Consider the following 21,626-nt stretch of genomic DNA (forward strand, 5'->3'; position numbering starts at 1 on the left):
CCAGCGGCGGTGAGGATCAGCCATCAGCCCTGCGTGCCAACGGCGGTGAGGATCAGCCCCGCGCACCCGGCACGGTGAGGATCAGCCCGGAGGTCGGTACCCCCGTCCCCGCCGTCACCAGGACCCGCCCCGCCCCCGGTATCTGGTTCACGGCCGTGCCGCGCACCTGTCGGACGCCTTCCGCGATGCCGTTCATCCCGTGCAGGTACGCCTCCCCGAGCTGTCCCCCGTGCGTGTTGATGGGCAACCGCTCCTCGGCCACGAAGTCCGCCGCCTCCCCCTTCCCGCAGAACCCGAACTCCTCCAGCTGCATCAGCACGAACGGCGTGAAGTGGTCGTACAGGATCGCCACGTCCATGTCCTCCGGGCCCATCCCCGCCGTCCGCCACAGTTGGCGCGCGACCACGCCCATCTCCGGCAGGCCGGCCAGATCGTCGCGGTAGAAGCTGGTCATCTGCTCCTGCGCCCGCCCGGCACCCTGCGCCGCCGCCGCTATCACCGCCGGTGGACACGCCAGGTCGCGGGCCCGCTCCACCGACGTGACGACGATCGCCTGGGCGCCGTCCGTCTCCTGGCAGCAGTCCAGCAGCCTGAGCGGCTCCACGATCCACCGCGAGGCCGCGTGCTCGGCGAGCGTGATCGGCCTGCCGTGGAAGTACGCCGCCGGGTTCGTCGCCGCGTACTTACGGTCCACCACCGCCACCTGCCCGAACACCTCCGGTGCCAGGCTGTACGTGTGCAGATACCGCTGCGCCGCCATCGCCACCCACGACGCCGGGGTGAGCAGCCCGAACGGCAGCGCCCAGCCGAGCGCCGCGCCCTCCGCCGACGGCTCCCGGTGTGTCACCCCCGAGCCGAATCTGCGCCCCGACCGCTCGTTGAAGGCGCGGTAGCAGACCACCACCTCCGCGACCCCCGCCGCCACGGCCAGCGCCGCCTGCTGCACGGTCGCGCAGGCCGCGCCGCCGCCGTAGTGGACCCGGGAGAAGAAGGACAGCTCACCGATCCCGCAGGCCTGGGCGACGGTGATCTCCGGGTTGGTGTCCATCGTGAACGTGACCATCCCGTCCACGTCCGCCGGTGTCAGCCCCGCGTCGTCCAGCGCGGCCCGCACCGCCTCCACGGCCAGCCGCAGCTCACTGCGTCCCGAGTCCTTGGAGAACTCGGTCGCCCCGATCCCGACGATCGCGGCGCGTCCGCCGAGGGTGTCGCGGGTGCGGGCGCTCATTCCCCGGCCTCGCTCGTGGATGCGGTGACCTCGTGCCCGGTCGGCACGGTAACCGTGACCGTGCCGGTCACATGTCTGCCGATGCCGTTCGCCCCGAGCACCCGTACGGTCGCGGTGTCACCGTCCGTCTCCTCGATTCGCCCCGTCAACACCATCGTGTCGCCCGGGTAGTTGGGGGCGCCGAGCCGTATGGCCACCTTGCGCAGGGTGGCCCCCGGTCCGAAGTGGTCCGTGATGTAGCGGCCGACCAGGCCGTTCGTCGTCAGGATGTTCATGAAGATGTCGGGAGAGCCCTTCTGCCGTGCCGCCTCCGCGTCGTGGTGCACGTCCTGGTAGTCACGGGAGGCGACGGCTCCGGCGACGATCAGGGTGCGGGTGATCTCGATCTCCAGCGGGGGCAACTCGTCACCCGCCTTCACTCGCACCGGTGCTTCGGCTGTCATTCCTTGCCCGCCTCCGCCTCTTCGCCTTCGCTCACGATCAACTCCCCCAGTTCCTGGAGCACTTCGCCCCCGCAGCCCAGGTACGCGTCCAGCTGCCGGCCCCAGAGGAAGTGCCGGTGCACCGGATGGTCCAGGTCGGCTCCCGCCCCGCCGTGCAGATGCTGACCCGTGTGGACGACACGCAGGCCCGCCTCGGACGCCCACCAGGCGGCGGTCAGCGCGTGCGTGGCGTACGGCAACCCCGCGTCCCGCCGCCAGGCCGCCTCGTACGCCGTCACGCGGATCGCCTCGACGTCCATGTGCGCGTCGGCCGCCCGGAGTTGAACCGCCTGCCGCGTCGCCAACGGACGCCCGAACTGCTCCCGCGTGTTGACGTGCGCCACAGCCCGGGCGAGCGAACCGGCACACACCCCGGCCTGTAGCCCGGCGAAGGCGGTACGGGCCGTGGCCAGGACGTCGGTGTAGGGGGAGGGAGTTGGGGGATGGGACGGAAGGTGCTGGACTTGAGCACGGGGGTGGACGCCCGCCGCACCGAGCCGTTCCGCCGATGCCCCGTCCAGCGTCAGTCGCCCCGCCGACCAGGGTGCCATCAGCTCGACCGGCTCGACGCGCGCTGCCTCCGTGACCGGGGTCAGCCACAACTCGCGCCGGTCGTCGGCGACCAGGACATGCGTGGCGTCGCGCAACCAGGGGACGACGGGGACGGTGCCGGTCAACTCGCCCTGCGTGGAATCCTGTTCACCACCTGTCACTGTCCCTCGTACACCCCCCTGCGCCGGAAACGCCCCGCACACCACCACCGACCCGTCCCCGATCCCCGGCAACAACCGCTCCCGCTGCTCGGGGGTGCCGTGGGCAGCGACTGCCAGCAACCCGTACACACAGGTCGACGCGAAGGGCACCTGCGCGGTCGTCCGCCCCTGTTCCTCCAGGAGGAGTACAAGCCCGAGCAGGCCCAACTCCTCGACGGCGCCCACCAGTCCGGCCGCGCACAGGGCCTTCCACAGCTCGGGGTCGCTGCCCGTCCCGGCCGCCGTGAGCCGCTCCGGTGTCGAGAGGTCGCCGAAGATACGGGCGGCCAGGTCACGGGCCGCCGCCTGGTCCTCGGTCGGCGTGAAGTCCATGTCAGCCCGCCCCGCCCTCTCGGTCTTCCTGCGCCCGGAAGACGGGGAGCACCAGTGGCCCGTCTTCATCGTCGTACCGCTGGAATTCGAGCCGTACCGGCAACCCCATGCGGACCTTGTCGTACGGCACGCCCACCACGTTGCTCACGATCCGCACGCCTTCCGCCAGCTCGATCAACCCGACCGCGTAAGGGGGATCGAAGGCAGGGAAGGGCGGGTGGTGCATCACCACGTACGAGTAGACCGTGCCCTCGCCGCTCGCCTCGACCGTGTCCCAGTCCGGGCCGCCGCAGGCGTTGCAGCCCGGGAGCCAGGGATGGCGCAGGGTTCCGCAGTCCGTGCAGCGCTGGATGAGGAGTTGGTGCCGCTGTACGCCCTCCCAGAAGCCGGCGTTGTCCCGGTTGACGACGAGGCGGGGGCGGCGGGCGCGGACCCCCTCCCGTTTCCCCTCGCGCCTCTCCTTCCCGTTCCCCTTTTTGTGTGCGGGGGCGTACTTGAGGATGCGGAAGCGGTGGGTGCCGACGAGGTCCGGTCCGACCCGGACGTCCATGCGTGTGGTGACGAAGTACCCCGTGCCCAGCTTCGTCGTCTTGCGGTCGGACACCGACTCGATGACCGCGTCGAACGTGACCTCGTCGCCCGGCCGCAGGGGCCGTAGATACTCCTGCTCGCAGTCGGTGGCGACCACTGAGGTACAGCCCGCCTCGTCGAGGAGGTCGAACAGCTCGTCGTAGGCCCCCGTGCGGCCCGTGCGGCCCGTGTATCCGGAGAGGCCGCCCATGGTCCACGCCTGGAGCATGGTGGGCGGGGCGACGGCGTCCGGCCCCGCGTACGCCGGATTCGTGTCGCCCATCGCCTCGCACCAGTGCCGGATCATCGGCTCGTTGACGGGGTCCTTGCCCCTGCCCGCGACGGCCGCCGCACGTCCCTCGTACGTCTTGAGTCGCGCCCCCAGCTCATCGACCACCGTGCTCACCTCCGCCCCCTCGTCATCCCGAGCCGCATCGTCGCGACGATCTCCCGCTGCACCTCGCTCACCCCGCCCCCGAACGTGTTGATCTGCGCCGCCCTGTTCAACCGCTCCAGCTCGCCGTCCCCGAAGACACCCGGCGAGCCCGAACGCACCAGTCCTGCCAGCCCCGTCGACCCGTCCGGTCCCTGCGGCCCGTCCGTCCCGGCGACGTGCTGACATATCTGGTACACCGCGACCGTCGATTCGGTTCCCACGACTTTCACGCCGCTCGCGTCGCCGGGCGCCAGCCGGCCCGCCCCGACGTCACCCACCAAACGCCAGTTGAGCAGGCGCGTCGCCGCCAGCCGGGCATGTGCCTCGGCCAGCTGTGAGCGCACCCACGGCTCGTCAACCCGGCGCCGTCCCGTCACCGGATCGGGCGTGCGGGCGGCGGTCAGCACGGCCGTGTAGAAGTCCTCGGCCTGCATTCCGGTCGCGGCGAGGGCGACCCGCTCGTGGTTGAGCTGGTTGGTGATGAGGGACCAGCCCTCGTTCTCCGCGCCGACGAGGTTGCCGGCCGGGACGCGGACCCCGTCGTAGTACGTGGCCGTCGTCCGCTGCCCGCCCACCGTGTCGATCGGCGTCCACGAGAATCCGGGCGCGTCGGTCGGGACCAGGACGATCGAGATGCCGCGGTGCTTGGGGGCCTCGGGGTCGGTGCGGCAGGCGAGCCAGATCCAGTCGGCGTTGTGGGCGTTGGAGGTGAAGATCTTCTGCCCGTCGATCAGCCAGCCACCCGCGTCTCCATCCCCGTCCCCACCCGCTTCGCCCCCCGTTCGTCGCCGTACCGCGCGCGTGCGCAGGGACGCGAGGTCCGTGCCGGCCGAGGGTTCGCTGTAGCCGATCGCGAAGACGAGTTCGCCGCGCAGGATGCCCGGCAGGAGGGCGGCCTTCTGTTCCTCGCTGCCGTACTTCATGAGGGTCGGTCCGACGGTGTTCAGGGTGACCATCGAGACGGGTGCGTTCGCCCGGTAGGCCTCGTCGAAGAACACGAACTGCTCGTCGGCGCCGCGCCCTTGACCGCCGTACTCGACGGGCCAGCCGAGCCCGAGCCAGCCGTCGCCGCCGATACGGCGCAGCAGGGACCGCTGGCCCTGGGGGTCGTCCGCGCCGGGTGGGCCGTCCGGCATCAACTCGGCGAAGTATGCGCGGAGTTCGGCGCGCAGTCGCCGTTGGCGGGGGGTCGGGGCGAGGTGCACGGCGGCGGACCTCCGGGGCGACGTGGGCGTCATCGGTCACGTAGGCGTCGTAGGTGTCGTAGGCGTCGTCGGTCACGTAGACGCCGTACGGACGGGGGTTTCTGACTGTCCGTCAGATGACGTGCACTGTCAAGGTCGTTACGGCACAGAGGTCCAACCGTCCGGGCACGCACGCGTGGCGCACGAAAAACGCCTGCGCGGCGGCACCGAAGCACCACCGCGCAGACGCGTCACAACCCCAGAGAGCACACCTCTCGCACCTCACACACCCCCGCGCATCCCCGCGCGGAAGTCGGGCGCGGCTACCAGAAGTTGGCGAAGTTGACGGCGACGTTCTCGTTTCCCTGGTTGATGGCGGTGAACGCGGAACCGTTTACCTGGGCGGTGTTGCTCTGGTTCGAGGCCCCCGAGCCGACCGCCTGCTGCTGTGTGGTGGACGAGTTGCCCTTGTTGTCGTGCCCGACCCCGCTGCCGCTGACGGTCGCCACACCCGCGTTCGATCCGTTGCCCGCGATGGCGCCGTTGTCCGCCGCCGCGACGCCGGTGAAGAGGGCGGCTGCCAGCGGGAGGGCGGAGACGGCGGCGATGACGCGGGCGGTACGGATGCTTGCCATGTTGTTCCTCCAGAACAGGGTGCGTACCGGCTCCGTAGCCGAACGCACATGAACTACGGCTTCAAGTACTGCTTCTGCCAAGGCGGTTGGCCGACCGCCTCGGTGTGGTGCACAACGTCGCGGAACCAGAGTTGCCCACCGAATCCCCGGCGAACCAGACCGGAAGCGGTTATTCCCCCTGAAGCGTGATGACAAGTCGATAAACCCCCTCACCCACCTTGAAGCCGCAGTTCAGGGCAGTACGGACAGCTCACCCCAGGCGCCCCAAGGGGCGAAGCGTTCCGCCAGATTTCCGGCCAATCCGCCCGCCCCGGCGAGTCGCCGCCTCCCCCTCTTCCTTTTTTCGAACACTCGTACGAACATGGAGGCATGGCCACCACCGACCGGCAGGCCACGACGCTGGCCCTCGCACACGCCCTGTCAGCCGCCGAGCGCGGACTGGCCGTGATCCCCCTGTCCCGCACCAAACTCCCGGCCCTGCGCTCCCCACACCGCGACGACCTGCTGAGCACGACGGGCGAGGCAGGCGCGGTGACCTCGACGGGCCCGCGCTGCCACGGCGAGTGCGGACGCCTCGGCCACGGGGTGTACGACGCCTCGTCCGACCCGACGCGCATCCGCGAACTGTTCGCCGCCGCGCCCTGGGCCACCGGCTACGGCATCGCGTGCGGACTGCCGCCGCACCACCTGATCGGCATCGACCTCGACACCAAGTCCGGCACGGACTCCTCGTCCGCGCTGCGCGAACTCGCCCTCCGCCACCTGTTCACGATCCCCGAGACCGTCGTCGTCCTGACCCCCAGCGGCGGCCGCCACCTCTGGCTCACCGGCCCGCCGGACGTCGTCGTCCCCAACTCCGCGAGCCGCCTCGCCCCCGGCATCGACATCCGCGGCGCCGGCGGCTACCTCGTCGGCCCCGGCTCCCGCACCGACCACGGCCTCTACGGCGCCGCCCCCGCCACCGCCCACCTGGCCCCCGCGCCCTGCCCACCGTCCCTCCTGCGCCTACTACTCCCCCCACCCCGCACGAACCACCCCACGCCCACCTCGACCGGCCAACACGGCCAGGGCCTGGTCCAGTTCGTCCTCGCCGCCCACGAAGGCCAACGCAACACCCGCCTCTTCTGGGCGGCCTGCCGCGCCTACGAGAACGACATCGGGCCCGCGCTCGTCGACCCCCTGGTCGAGGCGGCGCTGGGCACGGGGCTGTCAGAGAGGGAGGCGCGGGCGACTATCGCTTCGGCGGCGCGGATGACGGGGCGGCGGCCGTGAGACCCGGGCGGGGTGTGGGCGTCACGGACCCGGGGTGCGTGACTGGGAACTCGCTGAGCAGCGGCACCGCTTGACGTACCGTCAGCTGTCTCGGCGACTGGTCGGACGGCGGGTCGTCCGGCCGCCGGTCCGACGGCTGGTTGTCCGGCGGCTGGTTGTCCGGCGGCTGGTCCGACGCCTGATTTGGCGGCTGATTGCGGCCCAACACTCCCCCCCCTCCCACCCCACTTGTGACACTCCCGTTGCCGGAACTATGGCCTCCATCACACGCGCGTGATCCGCGCCCTGATGAGGTGAGCGAATGCCAAGAGCCGCTTGCCTTCTCCCAGTTGTCGCCGCGACCGCCCTGCTGCTCACAGCCTGCGGAACAGATCGCGCGGGCTCCGGGAACACCGGCGCGGCCACGGCCGAACCGTCGTCCCGCACACAGGTCGACGACCCGGGCAAGGACGGCGTACGGATCACCTCCCTGACCCTCCCGTCGGCCTCTCCGTCGCCCACTCGCAGCACGTCCGTCACCGCCGAGACCCTCACCATGGACTCGGGCATCTCCGCCACCTACGAGGTGACCAACAAGGGCACCAAGACCCTGACCTACACGGTCGTCTTCACCTTCACGAGCGCCGACGGCGGGGCCATGTCCAACCAGACGGCGACCGTACGCGACGTAGGTCCCGGGAAGACCGTGCGCGGTACGGTGCGCGCCGGAAGACTGCCGCTCACCACACCGCGGGTGACGGGAGCCAAGGTCCTCGAAGTGACCAAGGTGCCCGCGAACGAGGCACCGGCCGCGCCGGGCACCTGCCCCGCCTCCGGCATCCGGGTCAGCGCCGACCGGGGCGACGCGGCCATGGGGCTGCGCGTCGTGGGCCTGCACCTCGACAACTGCGGTACGCGCGACTACACGATCAAGGGTTACCCGAAGCTGGAACTCCTGGACGACGACTTCAACCCCGTCCACGGCATCAAGATCCTCAACGGCAGCACGGAGATCACCACCGGCGACGGACCCGACAAGCCGCCACAGACCATCACCCTCAAGCCCGGCGAGTCGGCGACCGCGGGCCTGGTGTGGCGCAACACCACCGAGTTCGGCACGGCGGTGAACGTGCCCTACGTACGGGTACGCGCGAAGGCCGGTGCCGCCCCGGTGACGGTGACCCCCCACCTCGACCTCGGAACCACCGGGAAGCTCGGGGTCCGGCCTTGGGTGAAGGCGCAGAGCTAGGACGTTCCGGCGACATCGCGAGCCGGCGCGCTGCCGTTGCGAACACGGTCCGGCACCGCACCGGGTACAACGACGGCCCCCGAAAGACACCGCGTACGACGACGGCCCCCGACCGCAATTCCCGGTCGGGGGCCGCCAATCCACGCGGTGGGTGTGGGATTTGAACCCACGGTCACATCGCTGCGACGACGGTTTTCAAGACCGTTCCCTTAGGCCGCTCGGGCAACCCACCTGCGCACACGCCCACCAGGGACGGAGCGGGTACAGACTACCGGCCGCCAGGCGGTTGTGTGCCCGATGGCCCACCCCAGGCCCACAGCTCCCCAGGGAGCACTGGCACGCCCGCCTCCCCGCGTGCTGAACAAGGCGCCCTCGTGACCCGTCACCCGTCACCCGAGGCGCAGAACGCCAGGAGCGCGATCCTCAAAGATCTTGACCAGCCAGTCAAAGACAGTGGTTCCGCGCTCTTGTCTCGCTGCGGCAAGGTCGACGCTGACCGAAGGGCGGTTCGTGGGGTGACAGCGTGACAACCGGATCTCCAACTGGCGAGCTGTCTCCGGATAGCCGAGATGCTCGCGAGACACCTGGTGGTCGCGCCACTCCACCACATAGTCATCGTCGTCGGGTGCTCCGAAGCCACCGCTGAGGCAGTCGGCGAAGGCGTCGAGGTTCCGACCGAAATAGCCCCCGGGACCGTTGATCGCTTCGCCGATGACTCGCCAGAAGTCTTCCAGCGTTCTGATCTGCGTGCCGTCCAGCACATATATCGGTGTCACGGCTCGGAGGATACGTGCAGCTACGCGCCCTGTCCCTCCGATTCCGGCTCCCTGGAAGGTGACCGAGAAGATCTCCGGCTGCGAGGCGGACTACACCCAGGCCGGCCACTCCTACCGTCAGACCCTGAGCTGTCGGTTCGGGCTCGACATGTAGTCGTCGCTAGGGTGCCGCGGCCGCCCCGCCGCGGCACCCGAGAAGTCGTACACCGCCCAGTCCGTGAACAGGACATAACCGAGGCGCTGGTAAAGGGCGTTGCTGGTGGGGTTGTCCGGGTCCGTGAACAGGACGACGTCCGTCGCGCCCGTGGCCAGCGCCGCTCTGGTCACCTCGGTCGTCACCGCGGCGGCGTAGCCGCGACCGCGGAGGTGGGGCAGGGTGTAGACGGGATCCACCCGGACCATGCCGCCGATCATCGAGGTCGAGCCGGCGATGGAGACCGGAGTGCCGTCCGGGGTCTCCCAGAACGTGAAGTGTTTGTCCGCGAAGCGGGTGTCGGCCCAGGAGGTGGGGAGGACTTCGTCGACTGCGGCGGCGAACTCACCGCACCAGTGGACGACTTGGGTATGGTCCTCCTCGCCCGCGACCCTGCCCCTGCCCCTGCCCTCCGGGAGTAACTGCGGTGGGGTAAGGGTGCCGAGTCGGTAGAGGTGGAGACGAGCGCGGAGTGTCGGCGTCGCGCCTGTGTGCCGTTGCCATGCCTCCGCGAACGCGCTCGCGGTGCTCTGGTCCGCGGTGACGTAAGGCAGAGCGTGCCCGCGGTCCGCCAGGTGGGCGGCCAGGGTGTCGGCCTGCTCGGGGGTGAGGGCGGTGGGGGCCAGGCCGCGGGACGGGAGACGGTAGAAGGTGGCGTGGACCTCGCCCGCTCGTTCCAGCCGTCCGAACACGGGGCCTCGGCGCCGTGTTGTGCCTCCGGCCCCCGCCTTCGTAGCTTCTCGGTCGCCGTCAGTGTCTGGGTGTGTGGCGTGGGGCGTGACCTCAGGAACTCCCCGGCCCGGGCCAGGAAGTCCTCGACGTCAGCGGTGAGGTGCCAGTCGTCCGGTCGCATGGTTCATGTTTTCCCGAGGCCTCCGCGTATACCGGTGGTTCGCTCAACGTATACCGGTGGTTCGCTCAACGGCCCTCGACACATGCCCAGCTGACCCGCCGACCAGCACCTCACACCACCCCACCTCACCCCACCTCACATCCCTACGGCCGCTGCATCACCCGGTCCACCACGGCGCTCACGGCGACGTACGACCACTGTCGGTACGTCTTCCCGCCCGCAGTCCGCTGGTCGCGCATGCCGAGGTACCGGTACGTCTTCGCGTCGAACACCATGATCGGGCCGCCATGCGCCCAGGGGGTTCCGGGGGCGCCGACGTACTGGATGCCGATGCCCTCGCGGCCGTCGGCGTCCTTCTGGTGCGGCAGGACCTTGATGCCGGGGACACTGGCGAGCGCCTCGTAGGCCGCGGAGCGCAGGCCCTTCGGCAGGACGGGGGTGCGGAGCAGACCGGAGACGAAGACCTGGGTCATCGGCCAGTCGGCGGCCCTCATCGGCTTGCTGTAGTCCGGCTTTCCGCCCATGTCCCGCAGGGTGATCAGCAACTTGCGCGGATCGGTGGGCAGTTGCTCGAGCTCGGTCCACTTGGTCGGCGGCCAGGTGCCCTGGCCCGGAACGAACACCGGGACCCACTGCTTGCGGCCCAGTTCGCTGACGTAGGACTTCTTGGAGCCGTCGACCGAGTTCCAGCTCTCGTCGACGTAGGTGCGGGTCGAGCCGCCCTTGGTCGGGGTCTCCTTGATGATCTCCTTGGTGTAGATGAACTGGTCGTCGCGCGGGGCGATCGGCTTCTCCAGGCGACGTTCCTCGGTCGCCGCGCCGTGCAGCACAGTGGTCGCGCTCACCGTTTGGGTGCGGGGGGAGGAGTCGTTGGCGATCAGCACGGTCGTGGTGATCGCCGCCGCCGCGACGCCCGCCACCGCCATCCGCAGGATCGGACGGCGCCCGACGGTCACAGCGGCAGGATCGGAAGCGGCAGGGACGTGCATCGTCTGGTGGAGGCGGAAGAGCGCACGCGCGCGTGCGGCGTCCGTGAGCGGGGGCGTGTCCGCGTCCCACTCCCTCAAGGGCTCTAGTCCACGCATCAGTTCATTCATCGTCGGATTCCTCGGATTCCTCTGGGAAGGCTGTCGGATCGGATCCGCCCAATGCGTCGCGAAGTTTTCTGCGAGCCCTGTGCAGCCGTGACCGGACCGTCCCCACCGGTACCTCCAGAGCGCGGGCGACCTCCTCGTAGCCGAGGTCGGCCCAGGCGACCAGCAGCAGCACGTCCCGGTGCCTGGCGGGCAACCGGGCCATCGCCAGGGCCAGTTCGCCCCGTACGGCCTGTGCGCTGACCCGCGCGGCCACCCGGTCGGCGACCGGGTCCTCATAACCGTCGGCGGGTGCGGCCGACGGCAGCCGGCCGATCGCCTTCAGCCGTCGGGCCTCGGTGCGCCGGTGCCGGCCTATGAGGTTGGTCGCGATGCCGAACAACCACGGGCGGGCGTCGGCCAGTTCCGTGTTGTACCGGAAGCGCTGTTGGAACGCGGTGGTGAACGTCTCCGCCATCAGGTCCTCGGCGACCTCCGTACCGAGCCGGCGCGCCGCGTAACGGTGCACCGAGTCGGCGTGGCGGTCGAAGAGCACGGCGAATGCCTCGGGCTTCTCCCACGACCGTTCGATCACCGAGGCGTCACTCGTCGAGGCGTCACTGTCCTGCCCCACTCTGATGCCTGGTTCGACGGTCATCGGGGCTCCTCTCGTCCATGCGAACACGCTGATGAAGATTGGGCTTTCACCCGTACTTCGCCGCAGGGAGGAATCCAGTTCCCTAGTCGAGGTCCCTGAGTCGAGGTCCCCGAGTCGGATTCAGCCGCATGCACGCACGCGTGGAGGACGAAAACGCCTGGCCGGAAAACGACCGGGCCGGGCAAGGAAACCCTTGCCCGGCCCGCCGGTTGAGCGTCTTCGTCTGGCGCTACGTCAGCTGTCGCCGACCCTCGACCCCAGAGTCAGGTCGGTCGTGTGCTCCGTGCCGCCGCGCTTGTACGTGATCTTGACCTTGTCGCCCGGCTTGTGGGTCCAGATCTCGCCGATCAGGGTCGGGCCGCTGTCGATCACCGAGTCGTCGAGCTTGGTGATGACGTCGCCGGCCTTGAGGCCCGCCTTGGCCGCGGGGCCGCCGGCCTCCACCGAGGAGGCGCCGCTGACGCCCTCGGCGGTGATCGTCGCGCCGGAGGCGCTGTCCTCCAGGGAGACGGAGGCGCCGATCTTGGCGTACACCGGCTTGCCGGTCTTGATCAGCTGCTGGGCGACGTACTTCGCCTGGTTGATCGGGATGGCGAAGCCCAGGCCGATCGAGCCGGACTGGCTGGTGGAGCCGAGGCCGCCGCTGCTGGTCGACTGGATCGCCGAGTTGATGCCGATGACCGAGCCCTGCGCGTCGAGCAGCGGGCCGCCCGAGTTGCCGGGGTTGATCGAGGCGTCGGTCTGGAGGGCGCTCATGTACGACGCCTTGCTGGTGGAGCTGCCGTCGCTGGAGGCCACCGGGCGGTTCTTGGCGCTGATGATGCCCGTGGTCACCGTGTTGGACAGGCCGAAGGGGGCGCCGATGGCGATCGTCTCGTCGCCGACGGCCACCTTGTCCGAGTCGCCGAGGGCGAGCGGCTTGAGGTTGCTGGGGGCGTCCTTGAGCTTGATCACCGCGACGTCGTAGCCCTGGGCGTGGCCGACGATCTCGGCGTTGTACTTCTTGCCGTCCGGGAAGGTCGCCGTGAGCTTGCCGCCGTCGACCGCGTCGGCGACGACGTGGTTGTTGGTGACGATGTGGCCCTGGGTGTCGAACACGAAGCCCGTGCCCGTGCCGCCCTCGCCGCTGGTGCTCTCGGCCTCGATGGTGACCGTGCTGGGCAGCGACTTGGCGGCGACGCCCGCGATGGTGCCCGGGTCGCGCTTCACGGAGGCGCTGCTGCCGGTGTCGGCGGAGACGGTGGTGGAGTTGCTGTTGTCGTCGTTGTCCTTGGCCAGGGTGTAGCCGAGGCCACCGCCCAGGCCGCCGGCCACCAGCGCGGCGATCAGTACGGCGGCGATCAGGCCACCGCGTCCGCCACCGGGCTTCTTGGGCGCGGGCTGCTGCTGGTACGGGGTGCCCCAGCCGCCACCCGCACCGGCGCCGTCACCTCCGTACGCGTCGCCGCCGTAGCCGCCGACGCCCTCGCCGCCGTACGCGCCCGTGCCGCTGTCGGCGTACGACGGGGTGGCGGGCGGCGGGGGCGGCCAGGAGGCGTCGGGGGCGGATCCCGTGCCCTGCGGGGGCGCTCCGGCGTACGCCGGAGCGGGGCCCGCGTGCAGCGTGTCCTGCGGGGCGCCCGGAGGCACCGGCGGGAGCTGCGTCGTGGGCGCGCCCCCCTCGGCCGCGGCCGCCTGCGGGGAAGCTGCGGGAGATTCCACCGGCACAGGAGGTGCAGACGGGGCCGGGGGTACCTCAGTGCCCTCGTTCTCGGTGCTCACAGCTCTTCTCCTCGGTCCACGGCTGTTGTTCTCGGAAGCATGCGGTCACACTCTTCACGCTTGTCGATCGGTCCGGCGCGAAACAGCTGTGCATGTGCTTTTGTATGCCGTCAGCTTTTCCCACCGGCCGTCAGAGCACCATAAGCGGTGCCTGTGGGTTGATGGCGAACCTTTATAAGGGATCTATCGGGCCAACGAGACATACTCTCTACGCGCCTTCCAGGACCCGTACCACGGGCCTTGCTACGGCCCTTGCCACGACCCTTCGGTTCCACGCCTTCCCCGTCGCGATGGCACCATGACGCGGTGACCCTCGCACGGCAGCACCGGATCCAAGTCGTCGCCCACCGCGGAGCCTCCGAAGAGGCGCCCGAACACACTCTGGCCGCCTACAAGAAGGCGATCGAGGACGGTGCGGACGCCCTCGAATGCGATGTACGGCTGACCGCCGACGGCCACCTCGTCTGTGTGCACGACCGCCGCGTCAACCGGACGTCGAACGGGCGCGGGGCGGTCTCGGCACTGGAGCTCGCCGACCTGGCCGCCCTCGACTTCGGGTCCTGGAAGGCCCGCGACAACCGCGACTCCTGGAAGACACGGGACGAGGAGCCCGACTGGGAGCACCTCCCCGAGGACCCGGAGGACCGGGAGGACACCTCCGTCCTCACCCTGGAGCGACTGCTCGAACTCGTCGCGGACGCGGGCCGGCGGGTGGAGCTGGCCATCGAGACGAAGCATCCGACGCGCTGGGCCGGGCAGGTCGAGGAACGGCTGCTGGTGCTCCTGAAGCGCTTCGGCCTGGACGCCCCGGCCACCGCCGCCGACTCCCCGGTACGGGTCATGAGCTTCTCGGCGCGCTCGCTGCACCGGGTGCGGGCCGCGTCCCCCACGCTGCCGACCGTCTACCTGTTGCAGTTCCTCTCACCACGCCTGAGGGACGGTCGACTTCCGGCCGGTGTCCGGATCGCAGGCCCCTCGATCCGGATCGTGCGCAATCACCCTGCGTACATCGAGCGGCTGAAAAACGCCGGTCACCAGGTGCACGTGTGGACGGTCAACGAGCCCGAGGACGTCGATCTCTGCGTCGACCTGGGCATTGACGCCATCATCACCAACCGGCCGAGGGCCGTTCTGAGCCAGCTCGGCCGCGGAGATTAAAGAACCTCATAAAGACCCCTAAACACCCCTTGACCCGGGCACCTCACCTGCACCATCCTCCGAACTCGGCCACACCACCGAAAACAAGCCACTCCATCACAGGGAGTGCTCCGGCGCGTTCGGTCCGTGTTCGAGCATTGCGAATGCGTCACTGAACGTGGATTGGCCGGTTTCCGGTACAGGCCCATGGGGCATCCACACCGTGGCGTGGGGCGAAGGAGGTCTCGGGGGTGGCGTTGGTGGTGGCACAAGAGGTGCCCACGTCGTCGAGCATGGCCGTATCCCATGGCCCTGCGGGCGTGGGGGAAGCAAGACATCGCATGCGCGACCAGTTGCGTACGGGCGGTGTGTCGGAAGCGGTCATCGACGATGCCGTACTGATCCTCTCCGAACTGCTGAGCAACGCGTGCAAGCACGGCCGGCCCCTGGGCGACGCCCTGGCCGGTGACGGTGACGTCCGGTGCGCCTGGCGCGTGGACACGGGCGGCCGGCTCACGGTCGAGGTGACGGACGGCGGCGGCCCGACCCGCCCGGCTCCGGCCACCCCGTCGGTGACCGCGCGCGGCGGACGCGGCCTGAACATCATCACCGCGCTGGCCGACGACTGGGGTGTCCGGGACGACACCCGGGGCGAGGTCACGGTGTGGGTCGTCGTGCAGGACGACGTGGATGATCCGGATGCGGGGCACCGGCGCGACGACTTCGCTACGCGCGTCACGGCTCCCACGGTCTCCCAGGGCTCCGCGATCCCCCGGCTGGAGTTCGCGGACGCGTTCGACGACCTGGACTGACCCGCCGGCCCGTACCTGTCCACGTCACCCGCGTTGTCCACAGGCCGCCGTCCACACCCGCCGGGTTGTCCACAGGCACCCGTCGGTCATGGCGTGAACGGCTAGGCTCCCGCCCGTACGAGACGAGCCGTAACCGGGAGACACCCACGATGGCCAAGAAGCGCCCCCAGACCACGGCCAAGCGGCCGCAGCTCAGCGACGCGGAGGTCCCGGTCGTCGGTGCCCGCGAGCCCTGCCCCTGCGGTAGCGGCCGCCGCTACAAGGCCTGCCACGGCCGGGCCGCCGCCCACGCGGTGACCGAGCTGGTGCAGCGCCCCTTCGAGGGACTGCCCGGCGAGGGCGACTGGGTGGCGCTGCGCGAGCTGGTGCCCGCGGCCACGGTCGCACTGCCCCTCAAGGGCGGTCTCCCCGAAGGGGTTCCGTCCGTCACGCTCGCCACGGTGCTGCCGATGGCCTGGCCGGCCCTGCGCCGGGACGACGGCTCGGTGCTGCTCGGCCTGCAGAACGACACGGCCTCCGGCGACATCAGCCGCGACCTCGCCGACACCCTCCAGCGCGCGCTGGCCGCCGACCCGGGCACTCCGGTGCAGGCCCGCCGCGCCCCGGCCGAGGGTCCGCGACTGCAGGATCTGCTCGACCCGGAAGGCACGTTCGAGCCAGTTGTGCACCCGGGCTTCGAATTCTGGGTCCCGGAAGCTTCGAGCGCGGCGCCGGAGGTGACCGCCTCCCTGGAGCGCGCCAACGCCGCCGCCATCCCGACCGTCAAGCTCCAGGGCGTGGACGCCGCGTACTGGTGCGAGACCCCGGACAAGAACCATCTGCGCTGGGTCATGCCGTACCCGGAGGAGCAACTTCTGGACGGTCTCGCGCGGTTGCACGCCGCGGGCCGCTCCGGTCTCGGCGAGGGCACCCGTCTCGTGGGGTCCTTCCGTGCTCACGGTCTCACCGTCCCCGTCTGGGACCTGCCGAGCGGGCTCGGCGCGGACGACATCGAGAAGCCGGCCGCCGAGTTCGCCGAGCGCCTCACCGCCGCGCTGGCCACGGACGCGCCGCTCACCGCGGACGAGCGCCGCGCGCGGGGCGGTCTCACCAACCGGCAGGTCACGCTGAGCTGACACCCGGAATGGGCCAAGGGTTCGACCGGCCGCCGGTTCAGCCGCAACAGGCCTGTTCACTCCGGTGACTCCTGTCACAACTCCCCGTTGTGAAAGGGAAGTCGGTGTCCGAATAGCCGAGATCGAATTTGCGAACCGCCGATCTCTTGTTACCGTTCGAGTAGCCCGGTTGCTGGTGCATCCCCCGTCGCCAGCAACCGGGTCTTTTCATGCCCGGCCCGCGTGTACGGAACGATGTCGTCCGTCAACTCGCCGTAGGCGCCGAGGAGTTGCTCCCCGAGCGCAGCAACAACGGCCCGCTCCCGCCCCGCCCCGCGAACTCCGCCACGGCCGTGTAGGCGTCCAGATCGCCCCGTGTCCGCTCCCGGGGTGTCTCGCACAGCGCGGGCTCGTCCTCGGCCTCCACGGCGCAGTGCATCTGCACGGTGCGGTCGGCCGGACCCATGAGGCTCAGCACCGCGTCCAGGTCGTCGCCGGTCGCGTTGCGGTAGTAGGTGCGCGCCCAGGTGTCCTCACCCTGCGTCATGACGCAGGTCTGCGCCTCGATGCCGTCGGGGGAGGAGAGTTCGGGTCCGCAGCGCGCGGCCGTCGCGAGACCCAGGCCGAGCGTCAGCGGGGAGCGGGCCGGAGAGGGCGCGGCGGAGGGCGCCTTGGGGTCGTCGTCGGAGGACCCGAGGGAAAGGGACCGTACGACCGCGTGACCCTCGTCGCGTACGGGTCCCGCGGACGCCACGGCCAGCGGTAGCGCGACCGCGCACACCGCGACGCCCGCGAGGGCGAGCAGACGAAGGTTCATAGAGCGGAAGATAACGACCAACTACGGGCGCCATGTCCCGCGCACGCCCGACACCCCTACAACTCGGGGGCGCTCACACCCGTACGAGTGAGGGCCTCGACCACGGCGTCCACCACGGCCTCGACATCGGGTACCCAGGGCGAGGACGAGCCGGGCAGTGGTGCGCGCTCCCAGCGGATCTGGCCCTGGCCGGTCTCGGAGGGGGGCAGGGCGAGGTAGCCGCCCTCGCCGTGGAAGCGGAGCGAGCCGGGGACGTGGTCCTTGGCGTAGAGCAGCTCGCCCAACTGCTCCAGGGAGTACGGCTTGACGAGCAGCGACCAGCGAGTCGGCGCGGCGACGACCGGACCGAGGCGCATGCCCTGGCGGTCGAGCGCGGCAAGGGCCCGGGAGGCCGCGGGTGCGGGCAGGCTGACCGCGCAGGGAGCCTTGTCGCCGGTGGCGAGGACGATCGGCGCGGCGGGGCGGTTGCCCCACCACCAGCGCACCATCCGGGCGTCGGTGGTGGCCGCGAGGAGGCCGGGGTCGAAGGGGTGTGCGCCGGGGACCGTGCACTCCGGGTCCGGACAGCCGCAGCGGGCTCGTCCCTGGGGATCCGGTGCCACGCCCGGGAGGACGGGCCATTGCCATTCTGTCGCGAAGGTCAGGGCCGCGCTGAGCATCTCAGACCTCCTGTTGTCTCGCCTGGACAGGAGCCTGCGTCGCTTTCCGAGGATCTCGCGCATGAGCGCTCGTTCCTTTCCGTTGCACCGCTGGCAACACCGAGGACCACATCACACCATGTGTCGATCACTTCACTGTGCGTACCTGTTGGCGCATCACACCCCTGCCTTCGGCAAGGGGAACCCGTGCGTGCTTGAAAAGCAGAGCGTGGCGATTGGGGGTGGCGAAGTCTGGCGTTTTGCCGTCCCGCGTAGTTCTCTCCGCCTCCGCCACGGGAGGATGGGTCACGATCGTCGGTGGTTAAGACGCCCGGGTCCTTCACCAGGTTCCGGGTGGCCCCCAGCCACCCCTGGCCTTCTCCGAGTACGTACCCATCACGACCGCTGTGACGCTCCGTCGAGCAAACCCAGTCGACCGCAATGGACCGTCCCCTGATGCAGTTTTAAGCCAACTTTGCCAATCCGCAAGAGGAGAGCGAAATACCCCCGGTAAACCCATGGACACCAGGAATCCCAGCAGGACAATGCTGGACATCCCCTCACGAGTGCGTGTACATGTGGAGACACTGCCAGCGGCGCAGAATGACATGGGGGTTTGCGATGCTTTTGAGCAATACGCACCGGTCGGAAAGCCGGACGCCATGAACGCCCCGCACCCTTCGAAAGTGGCTGGAATCGATTCAACGGTTCCCTCGCCCGCACACACTGTCGCGCCCGCGCCTGCCGCCACCGATACCCCGCCGAGCCCCTCCTCGAACACGCAGAACACGCCAGAAACCGCACCGAACGCGCCAGGTGCCCTGCTCCAGGACCGGCTCGCCGGCTGGGTGTCCGATCTCACGACCCTCCATGAACTCACGGAGCGGCTGGCACGCACGGACGCACTCGACGAAGCACTCCAGGAGCTGCTGCGCGCCGGAGCCGCCCTGGTGGGAGCCCGCCGCGGACTCGTCGTCCTCGAACCCGGCGACGGCCTGGGCCCCGACACCACCATCGGCCTCGGCCTCGCCCGCTCCGACCTCGGCCACATGGAAACCGTCCCGCGCGGGGCGATGTCCTACGGCCAGATTCTCGACGGCGCTCCAGGGGGCGAGGGCGGCGAGATCGTCCACCCCGACCTGTTCGCCGAGGACGCCCTCGACCCGCGCCACCGCGAGGTCGCCGTACGCCTCGGCTATGCGGCCAGCTATGCGCTGCCCCTGGCGACCGACGCGGCCGGACGGTTGGGCGCGGCCGTGTGGCTGTACGACGAGCCCGCCGAGCCGGTCGAGCGGCAGCGCCACCTCGTCGGCCTGTACGCCCGGTACGCCACCGAGCACCTCGCCCGGGTCCTCGAAGTCGAGCGCACGCGCGCGTGCATGACGACCATCGCCGAGGAGCTGCTGCCGTCCCGGCTCCCCCGCGTGGCCGGTGTGCAGCTCGCCGCGCTGCACCGCACGGGTCCGCGCGGCGGCGGCGACTGGTACGACGCGCTGCCGCTGCCCGATGCCGCGCTCGGCCTCGCCGTCGGCTCGGTGACCGGTTCCGGGCCGAGCGCGATCGCCGCGATGGGCCGGCTGCGCGCGTCCCTGCGGGCGTACGCGGTGATGGAGGGCGAGGACCCGGTCGCGGTCCTGTCCGACCTCGAACTGCTCCTCAGGCTCACCGAACCCGCCCGCTCGGCCACCGCCCTGTTCGCCTACTGCGAGCCCGCGCTGCGCAAGATCACCCTGGCCGGCGCCGGACACAGCCCGCCGCTCCTGGTCGGCGAGCGGCGCACGGAGTTCGTCGAGACCTCCGTGTCCGCGCCGCTCGGCATGCTGGCCTGCTGGGAGGCGCCGAGCGTGGAGCTGGAGGCGGAGCCCGGCGAGACGGTGCTGCTCTACACGGACGGGCTGCTGCACCGCACCGGCGACCCCATGGACCGCGCCTTCGCCCGCCTGCACGCGGCGGCGGCGAGCGTCCCCAAGGCGCTGCGCGACGACCCGGCCCGGATCGCCGAGCACGTCCTGCGGACCGTCCTGCCGGACGGCCTCGACACGGCCGACAGCGACGAGGACGTCGTCCTCCTGGCGGCTCGCTTCGAGTAGTCGCCGGGAAGCCATGTGTAACAGGCCATACGGCCCTGGGCCCCCTTCCGTACGACCGTACGATGGACGGGGTCCAGTGCCGTATCTAGGAGGATGACCGTGGCCGACGAGCTCACACCGGAGACCCCGGAAGATGAGTCTGAAGAGCCCATCAAGAAGCGGAAGAACGGCTTGTACCCGGGCGTGTCCGACGAGTTGGCCGAGAGCATGAAGTCCGGCTGGGCCGACACCGAGCTGCACGATCTGCGGCCCGTCGAGCAGGCCGAGCACACCGCCCGCCGCCGTGCCGCGCTCTCCGCGCGCTTCCCGGGCGAGCGCCTGGTGATCCCCGCGGGCAACCTGAAGATCCGCTCGAACGACACCGAGTACCCCTTCCGGGCGTCGGTCGAGTACGCGTACCTGACGGGCAACCTCACCGAGGACGGCGTCCTCGTCCTGGAGCCCACCGCCGAGGGCCACAAGGCGACGATCTACCTCCTGCCGCGCTCCGACCGCGAGAACGGCGAGTTCTGGCTCTCCGGCCAGGGCGAGCTGTGGGTCGGCCGCCGCCACTCCCTCACCGAGGCCGAGCAGCTCTACGGCATCCCCGCCTCAGACGTCCGCGAACTGCCCGCCGCCCTGCGCGAGGCCACCGGCCCGGTGCGCGTCGTGCGCGGCTACGACGCCGGCATCGAGGCCGCGCTGACCGACAAGGTCACCGCCGAGCGCGACGAGGAACTGCGGGTCTTCCTCTCCGAAGCACGCCTGATCAAGGACGAGTTCGAGATCCGCGAGCTGCAGAAGGCCGTCGACTCGACGGTCCGCGGCTTCGAGGACGTGGTGAAGGTCCTCGACAAGCCCGAGGCCAGGACCGAGCGCTACATCGAGGGCACGTTCTTCCTCCGCGCGCGCGTGGAGGGCAACGACATCGGCTACAGCTCGATCTGCGCCGCGGGCCCGCACGCGTGCACCCTGCACTGGGTGCGCAACGACGGCCCGGTCCGCTCCGGCGACCTGCTCCTCCTGGACGCCGGTGTCGAGACGTACACCCTGTACACCGCCGACGTCACGCGCACGCTGCCGATCAACGGCCGCTTCAGCGACATCCAGAAGCAGGTCTACGACGCCGTCTACGAGGCCCAGGAGGCCGGTATCGCGGCGGTGCAGCCGGGCGGCAAGTACCGCGACTTCCACGACGCGGCGCAGCGCGTGCTGGCCGAGAAGGTCGTCGAGTGGGGTCTCGTCGAGGGACCTGTGGAGCGTGTCCTGGAGCTGGGCCTCCAGCGCCGGTGGACGCTGCACGGCACGGGTCACATGCTGGGCATGGACGTCCATGACTGCGCCGCCGCGCGGACCGAGACGTACGTCGAGGGCACCCTGGAGCCCGGCATGGTCCTCACGGTGGAGCCCGGCCTGTACTTCCAGGCGGACGATCTCACCGTCCCCGAGGAGTACCGCGGCATCGGCGTCCGCATCGAGGACGACATCCTGGTCACCGAGGACGGCAACCGGAACCTGTCCGACGGCCTGCCCCGCACCTCGGCCGAGGTCGAGAGCTGGATGGCGTCCCTCAAGGGCTGACGACTGACGACTGCCAACTGATAGAAGACTGATGGCCGGGCACA

The 21,626-nt window shown here is 70.3% G+C and carries 19 protein-coding genes, 1 tRNA gene and 1 pseudogene; 7 read left to right on the top strand and 14 right to left on the bottom strand.

The annotated features are described in order from the left end of the window. Positions 1 to 52: 52 nt before the first annotated feature. The 6 genes from SPR02S_RS00865 to SPR02S_RS00890 all read right to left on the bottom strand — a co-directional run bounded on the left by SPR02S_RS00865 (position 53) and on the right by SPR02S_RS00890 (position 5,620). Positions 53 to 1,228 (bottom strand): lipid-transfer protein, encoded by a 1,176-nt coding sequence (locus SPR02S_RS00865; protein ID WP_019055040.1) that lies wholly within the window; start codon positions 1,226 to 1,228, stop codon positions 53 to 55. Continuing rightward, entirely contained in the window at positions 1,225 to 1,647 is a 423-nt protein-coding gene (locus SPR02S_RS54910; protein ID WP_019055041.1) for a MaoC family dehydratase, read from the bottom strand. Before SPR02S_RS54910 ends, SPR02S_RS00865 begins: the two co-directional genes overlap by 4 nt. Before the next feature lie 20 nt (positions 1,648 to 1,667). Next, positions 1,668 to 2,795 (bottom strand): acyl-CoA dehydrogenase family protein, encoded by a 1,128-nt coding sequence (locus SPR02S_RS00875; RefSeq protein WP_019055042.1) that lies wholly within the window; start codon positions 2,793 to 2,795, stop codon positions 1,668 to 1,670. Between the two features lies 1 nt (position 2,796). Beyond that, a complete protein-coding gene (locus SPR02S_RS00880; protein ID WP_019055043.1) occupies positions 2,797 to 3,771 on the bottom strand; it encodes a bifunctional MaoC family dehydratase N-terminal/OB-fold nucleic acid binding domain-containing protein in 975 nt (324 codons plus the stop codon). Continuing rightward, positions 3,768 to 5,006: an acyl-CoA dehydrogenase family protein gene (locus tag SPR02S_RS00885; RefSeq protein ID WP_019055044.1), complete on the bottom strand. Its 1,239-nt coding sequence runs from the start codon at positions 5,004 to 5,006 to the stop codon at positions 3,768 to 3,770. Before SPR02S_RS00885 ends, SPR02S_RS00880 begins: the two co-directional genes overlap by 4 nt. A gap of 302 nt (positions 5,007 to 5,308) precedes the next feature. Next, positions 5,309 to 5,620, bottom strand: coding sequence for a hypothetical protein (locus tag SPR02S_RS00890; RefSeq protein ID WP_019055045.1), 312 nt, complete (start codon positions 5,618 to 5,620; stop codon positions 5,309 to 5,311). A gap of 369 nt (positions 5,621 to 5,989) precedes the next feature. On the opposite strand from SPR02S_RS00890, the gene SPR02S_RS00895 reads away from it, so the two are divergent. Next, complete coding sequence (locus SPR02S_RS00895; protein ID WP_019055046.1) at positions 5,990 to 6,892, top strand: bifunctional DNA primase/polymerase; 903 nt, start codon at positions 5,990 to 5,992, stop codon at positions 6,890 to 6,892. 301 nt (positions 6,893 to 7,193) lie between these two features. Then, entirely contained in the window at positions 7,194 to 8,120 is a 927-nt protein-coding gene (locus SPR02S_RS00900) for a DUF4232 domain-containing protein (protein ID WP_019055047.1), read from the top strand. 145 nt (positions 8,121 to 8,265) lie between these two features. Here SPR02S_RS00900 and SPR02S_RS00905 read toward each other — a convergent pair. The 6 genes and pseudogenes from SPR02S_RS00905 to SPR02S_RS00930 form a co-directional block, all read right to left on the bottom strand. Next, positions 8,266 to 8,352 (bottom strand) — tRNA-Ser (locus tag SPR02S_RS00905). Positions 8,353 to 8,509: 157 nt separating this feature from the next. Then, positions 8,510 to 8,896 carry a barstar family protein gene (locus tag SPR02S_RS00910; RefSeq protein ID WP_026150089.1) on the bottom strand — a complete coding sequence of 129 codons (387 nt, stop codon included), beginning with the start codon at positions 8,894 to 8,896 and terminating at the stop codon, positions 8,510 to 8,512. A 117-nt stretch (positions 8,897 to 9,013) separates the two neighbouring features. Further along, positions 9,014 to 9,942, bottom strand: a pseudogene (locus SPR02S_RS54915) (GNAT family N-acetyltransferase). A 143-nt stretch (positions 9,943 to 10,085) separates the two neighbouring features. Beyond that, entirely contained in the window at positions 10,086 to 11,027 is a 942-nt protein-coding gene (locus SPR02S_RS00920; protein ID WP_026150090.1) for a CU044_5270 family protein, read from the bottom strand. A 4-nt stretch (positions 11,028 to 11,031) separates the two neighbouring features. Further along, the gene (locus SPR02S_RS00925) at positions 11,032 to 11,673 is read right to left on the bottom strand and encodes an RNA polymerase sigma factor (protein WP_019055051.1); all 642 of its coding nucleotides are present in this window, start codon (positions 11,671 to 11,673) and stop codon (positions 11,032 to 11,034) included. A 234-nt stretch (positions 11,674 to 11,907) separates the two neighbouring features. Beyond that, positions 11,908 to 13,434, bottom strand: coding sequence for a S1C family serine protease (locus tag SPR02S_RS00930; protein ID WP_026150091.1), 1,527 nt, complete (start codon positions 13,432 to 13,434; stop codon positions 11,908 to 11,910). Positions 13,435 to 13,740: 306 nt separating this feature from the next. Between SPR02S_RS00930 and SPR02S_RS00935 the strand changes: the two genes are divergently transcribed. The 3 genes from SPR02S_RS00935 (at position 13,741) to SPR02S_RS00945 (ending at position 16,498) form a co-directional block, all read left to right on the top strand. Further along, positions 13,741 to 14,592, top strand: coding sequence for a glycerophosphodiester phosphodiesterase (locus SPR02S_RS00935; RefSeq protein ID WP_019055053.1), 852 nt, complete (start codon positions 13,741 to 13,743; stop codon positions 14,590 to 14,592). Positions 14,593 to 14,822: 230 nt separating this feature from the next. Next, entirely contained in the window at positions 14,823 to 15,383 is a 561-nt protein-coding gene (locus tag SPR02S_RS00940; protein WP_043257980.1) for an ATP-binding protein, read from the top strand. A 149-nt stretch (positions 15,384 to 15,532) separates the two neighbouring features. After that, entirely contained in the window at positions 15,533 to 16,498 is a 966-nt protein-coding gene (locus SPR02S_RS00945) for a DUF5926 family protein (RefSeq protein WP_019055055.1), read from the top strand. Positions 16,499 to 16,742: 244 nt separating this feature from the next. Here SPR02S_RS00945 and SPR02S_RS00950 read toward each other — a convergent pair whose 3' ends face one another. Both SPR02S_RS00950 and SPR02S_RS00955 read right to left on the bottom strand, forming a co-directional pair. Beyond that, complete coding sequence (locus SPR02S_RS00950) at positions 16,743 to 17,294, bottom strand: hypothetical protein (RefSeq protein ID WP_019055056.1); 552 nt, start codon at positions 17,292 to 17,294, stop codon at positions 16,743 to 16,745. 56 nt (positions 17,295 to 17,350) lie between these two features. Continuing rightward, entirely contained in the window at positions 17,351 to 18,016 is a 666-nt protein-coding gene (locus SPR02S_RS00955; RefSeq protein WP_026150092.1) for a bifunctional DNA primase/polymerase, read from the bottom strand. Between the two features lie 461 nt (positions 18,017 to 18,477). On the opposite strand from SPR02S_RS00955, the gene SPR02S_RS00960 reads away from it, so the two are divergent. Both SPR02S_RS00960 and SPR02S_RS00965 read left to right on the top strand, forming a co-directional pair. Next, positions 18,478 to 20,022, top strand: coding sequence for a PP2C family protein-serine/threonine phosphatase (locus tag SPR02S_RS00960; protein WP_078622771.1), 1,545 nt, complete (start codon positions 18,478 to 18,480; stop codon positions 20,020 to 20,022). A gap of 93 nt (positions 20,023 to 20,115) precedes the next feature. Further along, positions 20,116 to 21,582, top strand: coding sequence for an aminopeptidase P family protein (locus SPR02S_RS00965; RefSeq protein ID WP_019055059.1), 1,467 nt, complete (start codon positions 20,116 to 20,118; stop codon positions 21,580 to 21,582). Positions 21,583 to 21,626 lie beyond the last annotated feature (44 nt).

Source organism: Streptomyces prunicolor NBRC 13075 (assembly GCF_000367365.1).
GTDB lineage: Bacteria > Actinomycetota > Actinomycetes > Streptomycetales > Streptomycetaceae > Streptomyces > Streptomyces prunicolor.

Coding starts and splice junctions, on each gene's coding strand:
- SPR02S_RS00955 (WP_026150092.1), bottom strand. CDS start 18,016: ATGCGCGAGATCCTCGGAAAGCGACGCAGGCTCCTGTCCAGGCGAGAC.
- SPR02S_RS00865 (WP_019055040.1), bottom strand. CDS start 1,228: ATGAGCGCCCGCACCCGCGACACCCTCGGCGGACGCGCCGCGATCGTC.
- SPR02S_RS00875 (WP_019055042.1), bottom strand. CDS start 2,795: ATGGACTTCACGCCGACCGAGGACCAGGCGGCGGCCCGTGACCTGGCC.
- SPR02S_RS00965 (WP_019055059.1), top strand. CDS start 20,116: ATGACCGTGGCCGACGAGCTCACACCGGAGACCCCGGAAGATGAGTCT.
- SPR02S_RS00925 (WP_019055051.1), bottom strand. CDS start 11,673: ATGACCGTCGAACCAGGCATCAGAGTGGGGCAGGACAGTGACGCCTCG.
- SPR02S_RS00900 (WP_019055047.1), top strand. CDS start 7,194: ATGCCAAGAGCCGCTTGCCTTCTCCCAGTTGTCGCCGCGACCGCCCTG.
- SPR02S_RS00895 (WP_019055046.1), top strand. CDS start 5,990: ATGGCCACCACCGACCGGCAGGCCACGACGCTGGCCCTCGCACACGCC.
- SPR02S_RS00950 (WP_019055056.1), bottom strand. CDS start 17,294: ATGAACCTTCGTCTGCTCGCCCTCGCGGGCGTCGCGGTGTGCGCGGTC.
- SPR02S_RS00960 (WP_078622771.1), top strand. CDS start 18,478: ATGCTGGACATCCCCTCACGAGTGCGTGTACATGTGGAGACACTGCCA.
- SPR02S_RS00890 (WP_019055045.1), bottom strand. CDS start 5,620: ATGGCAAGCATCCGTACCGCCCGCGTCATCGCCGCCGTCTCCGCCCTC.
- SPR02S_RS00945 (WP_019055055.1), top strand. CDS start 15,533: ATGGCCAAGAAGCGCCCCCAGACCACGGCCAAGCGGCCGCAGCTCAGC.
- SPR02S_RS00920 (WP_026150090.1), bottom strand. CDS start 11,027: ATGCGTGGACTAGAGCCCTTGAGGGAGTGGGACGCGGACACGCCCCCG.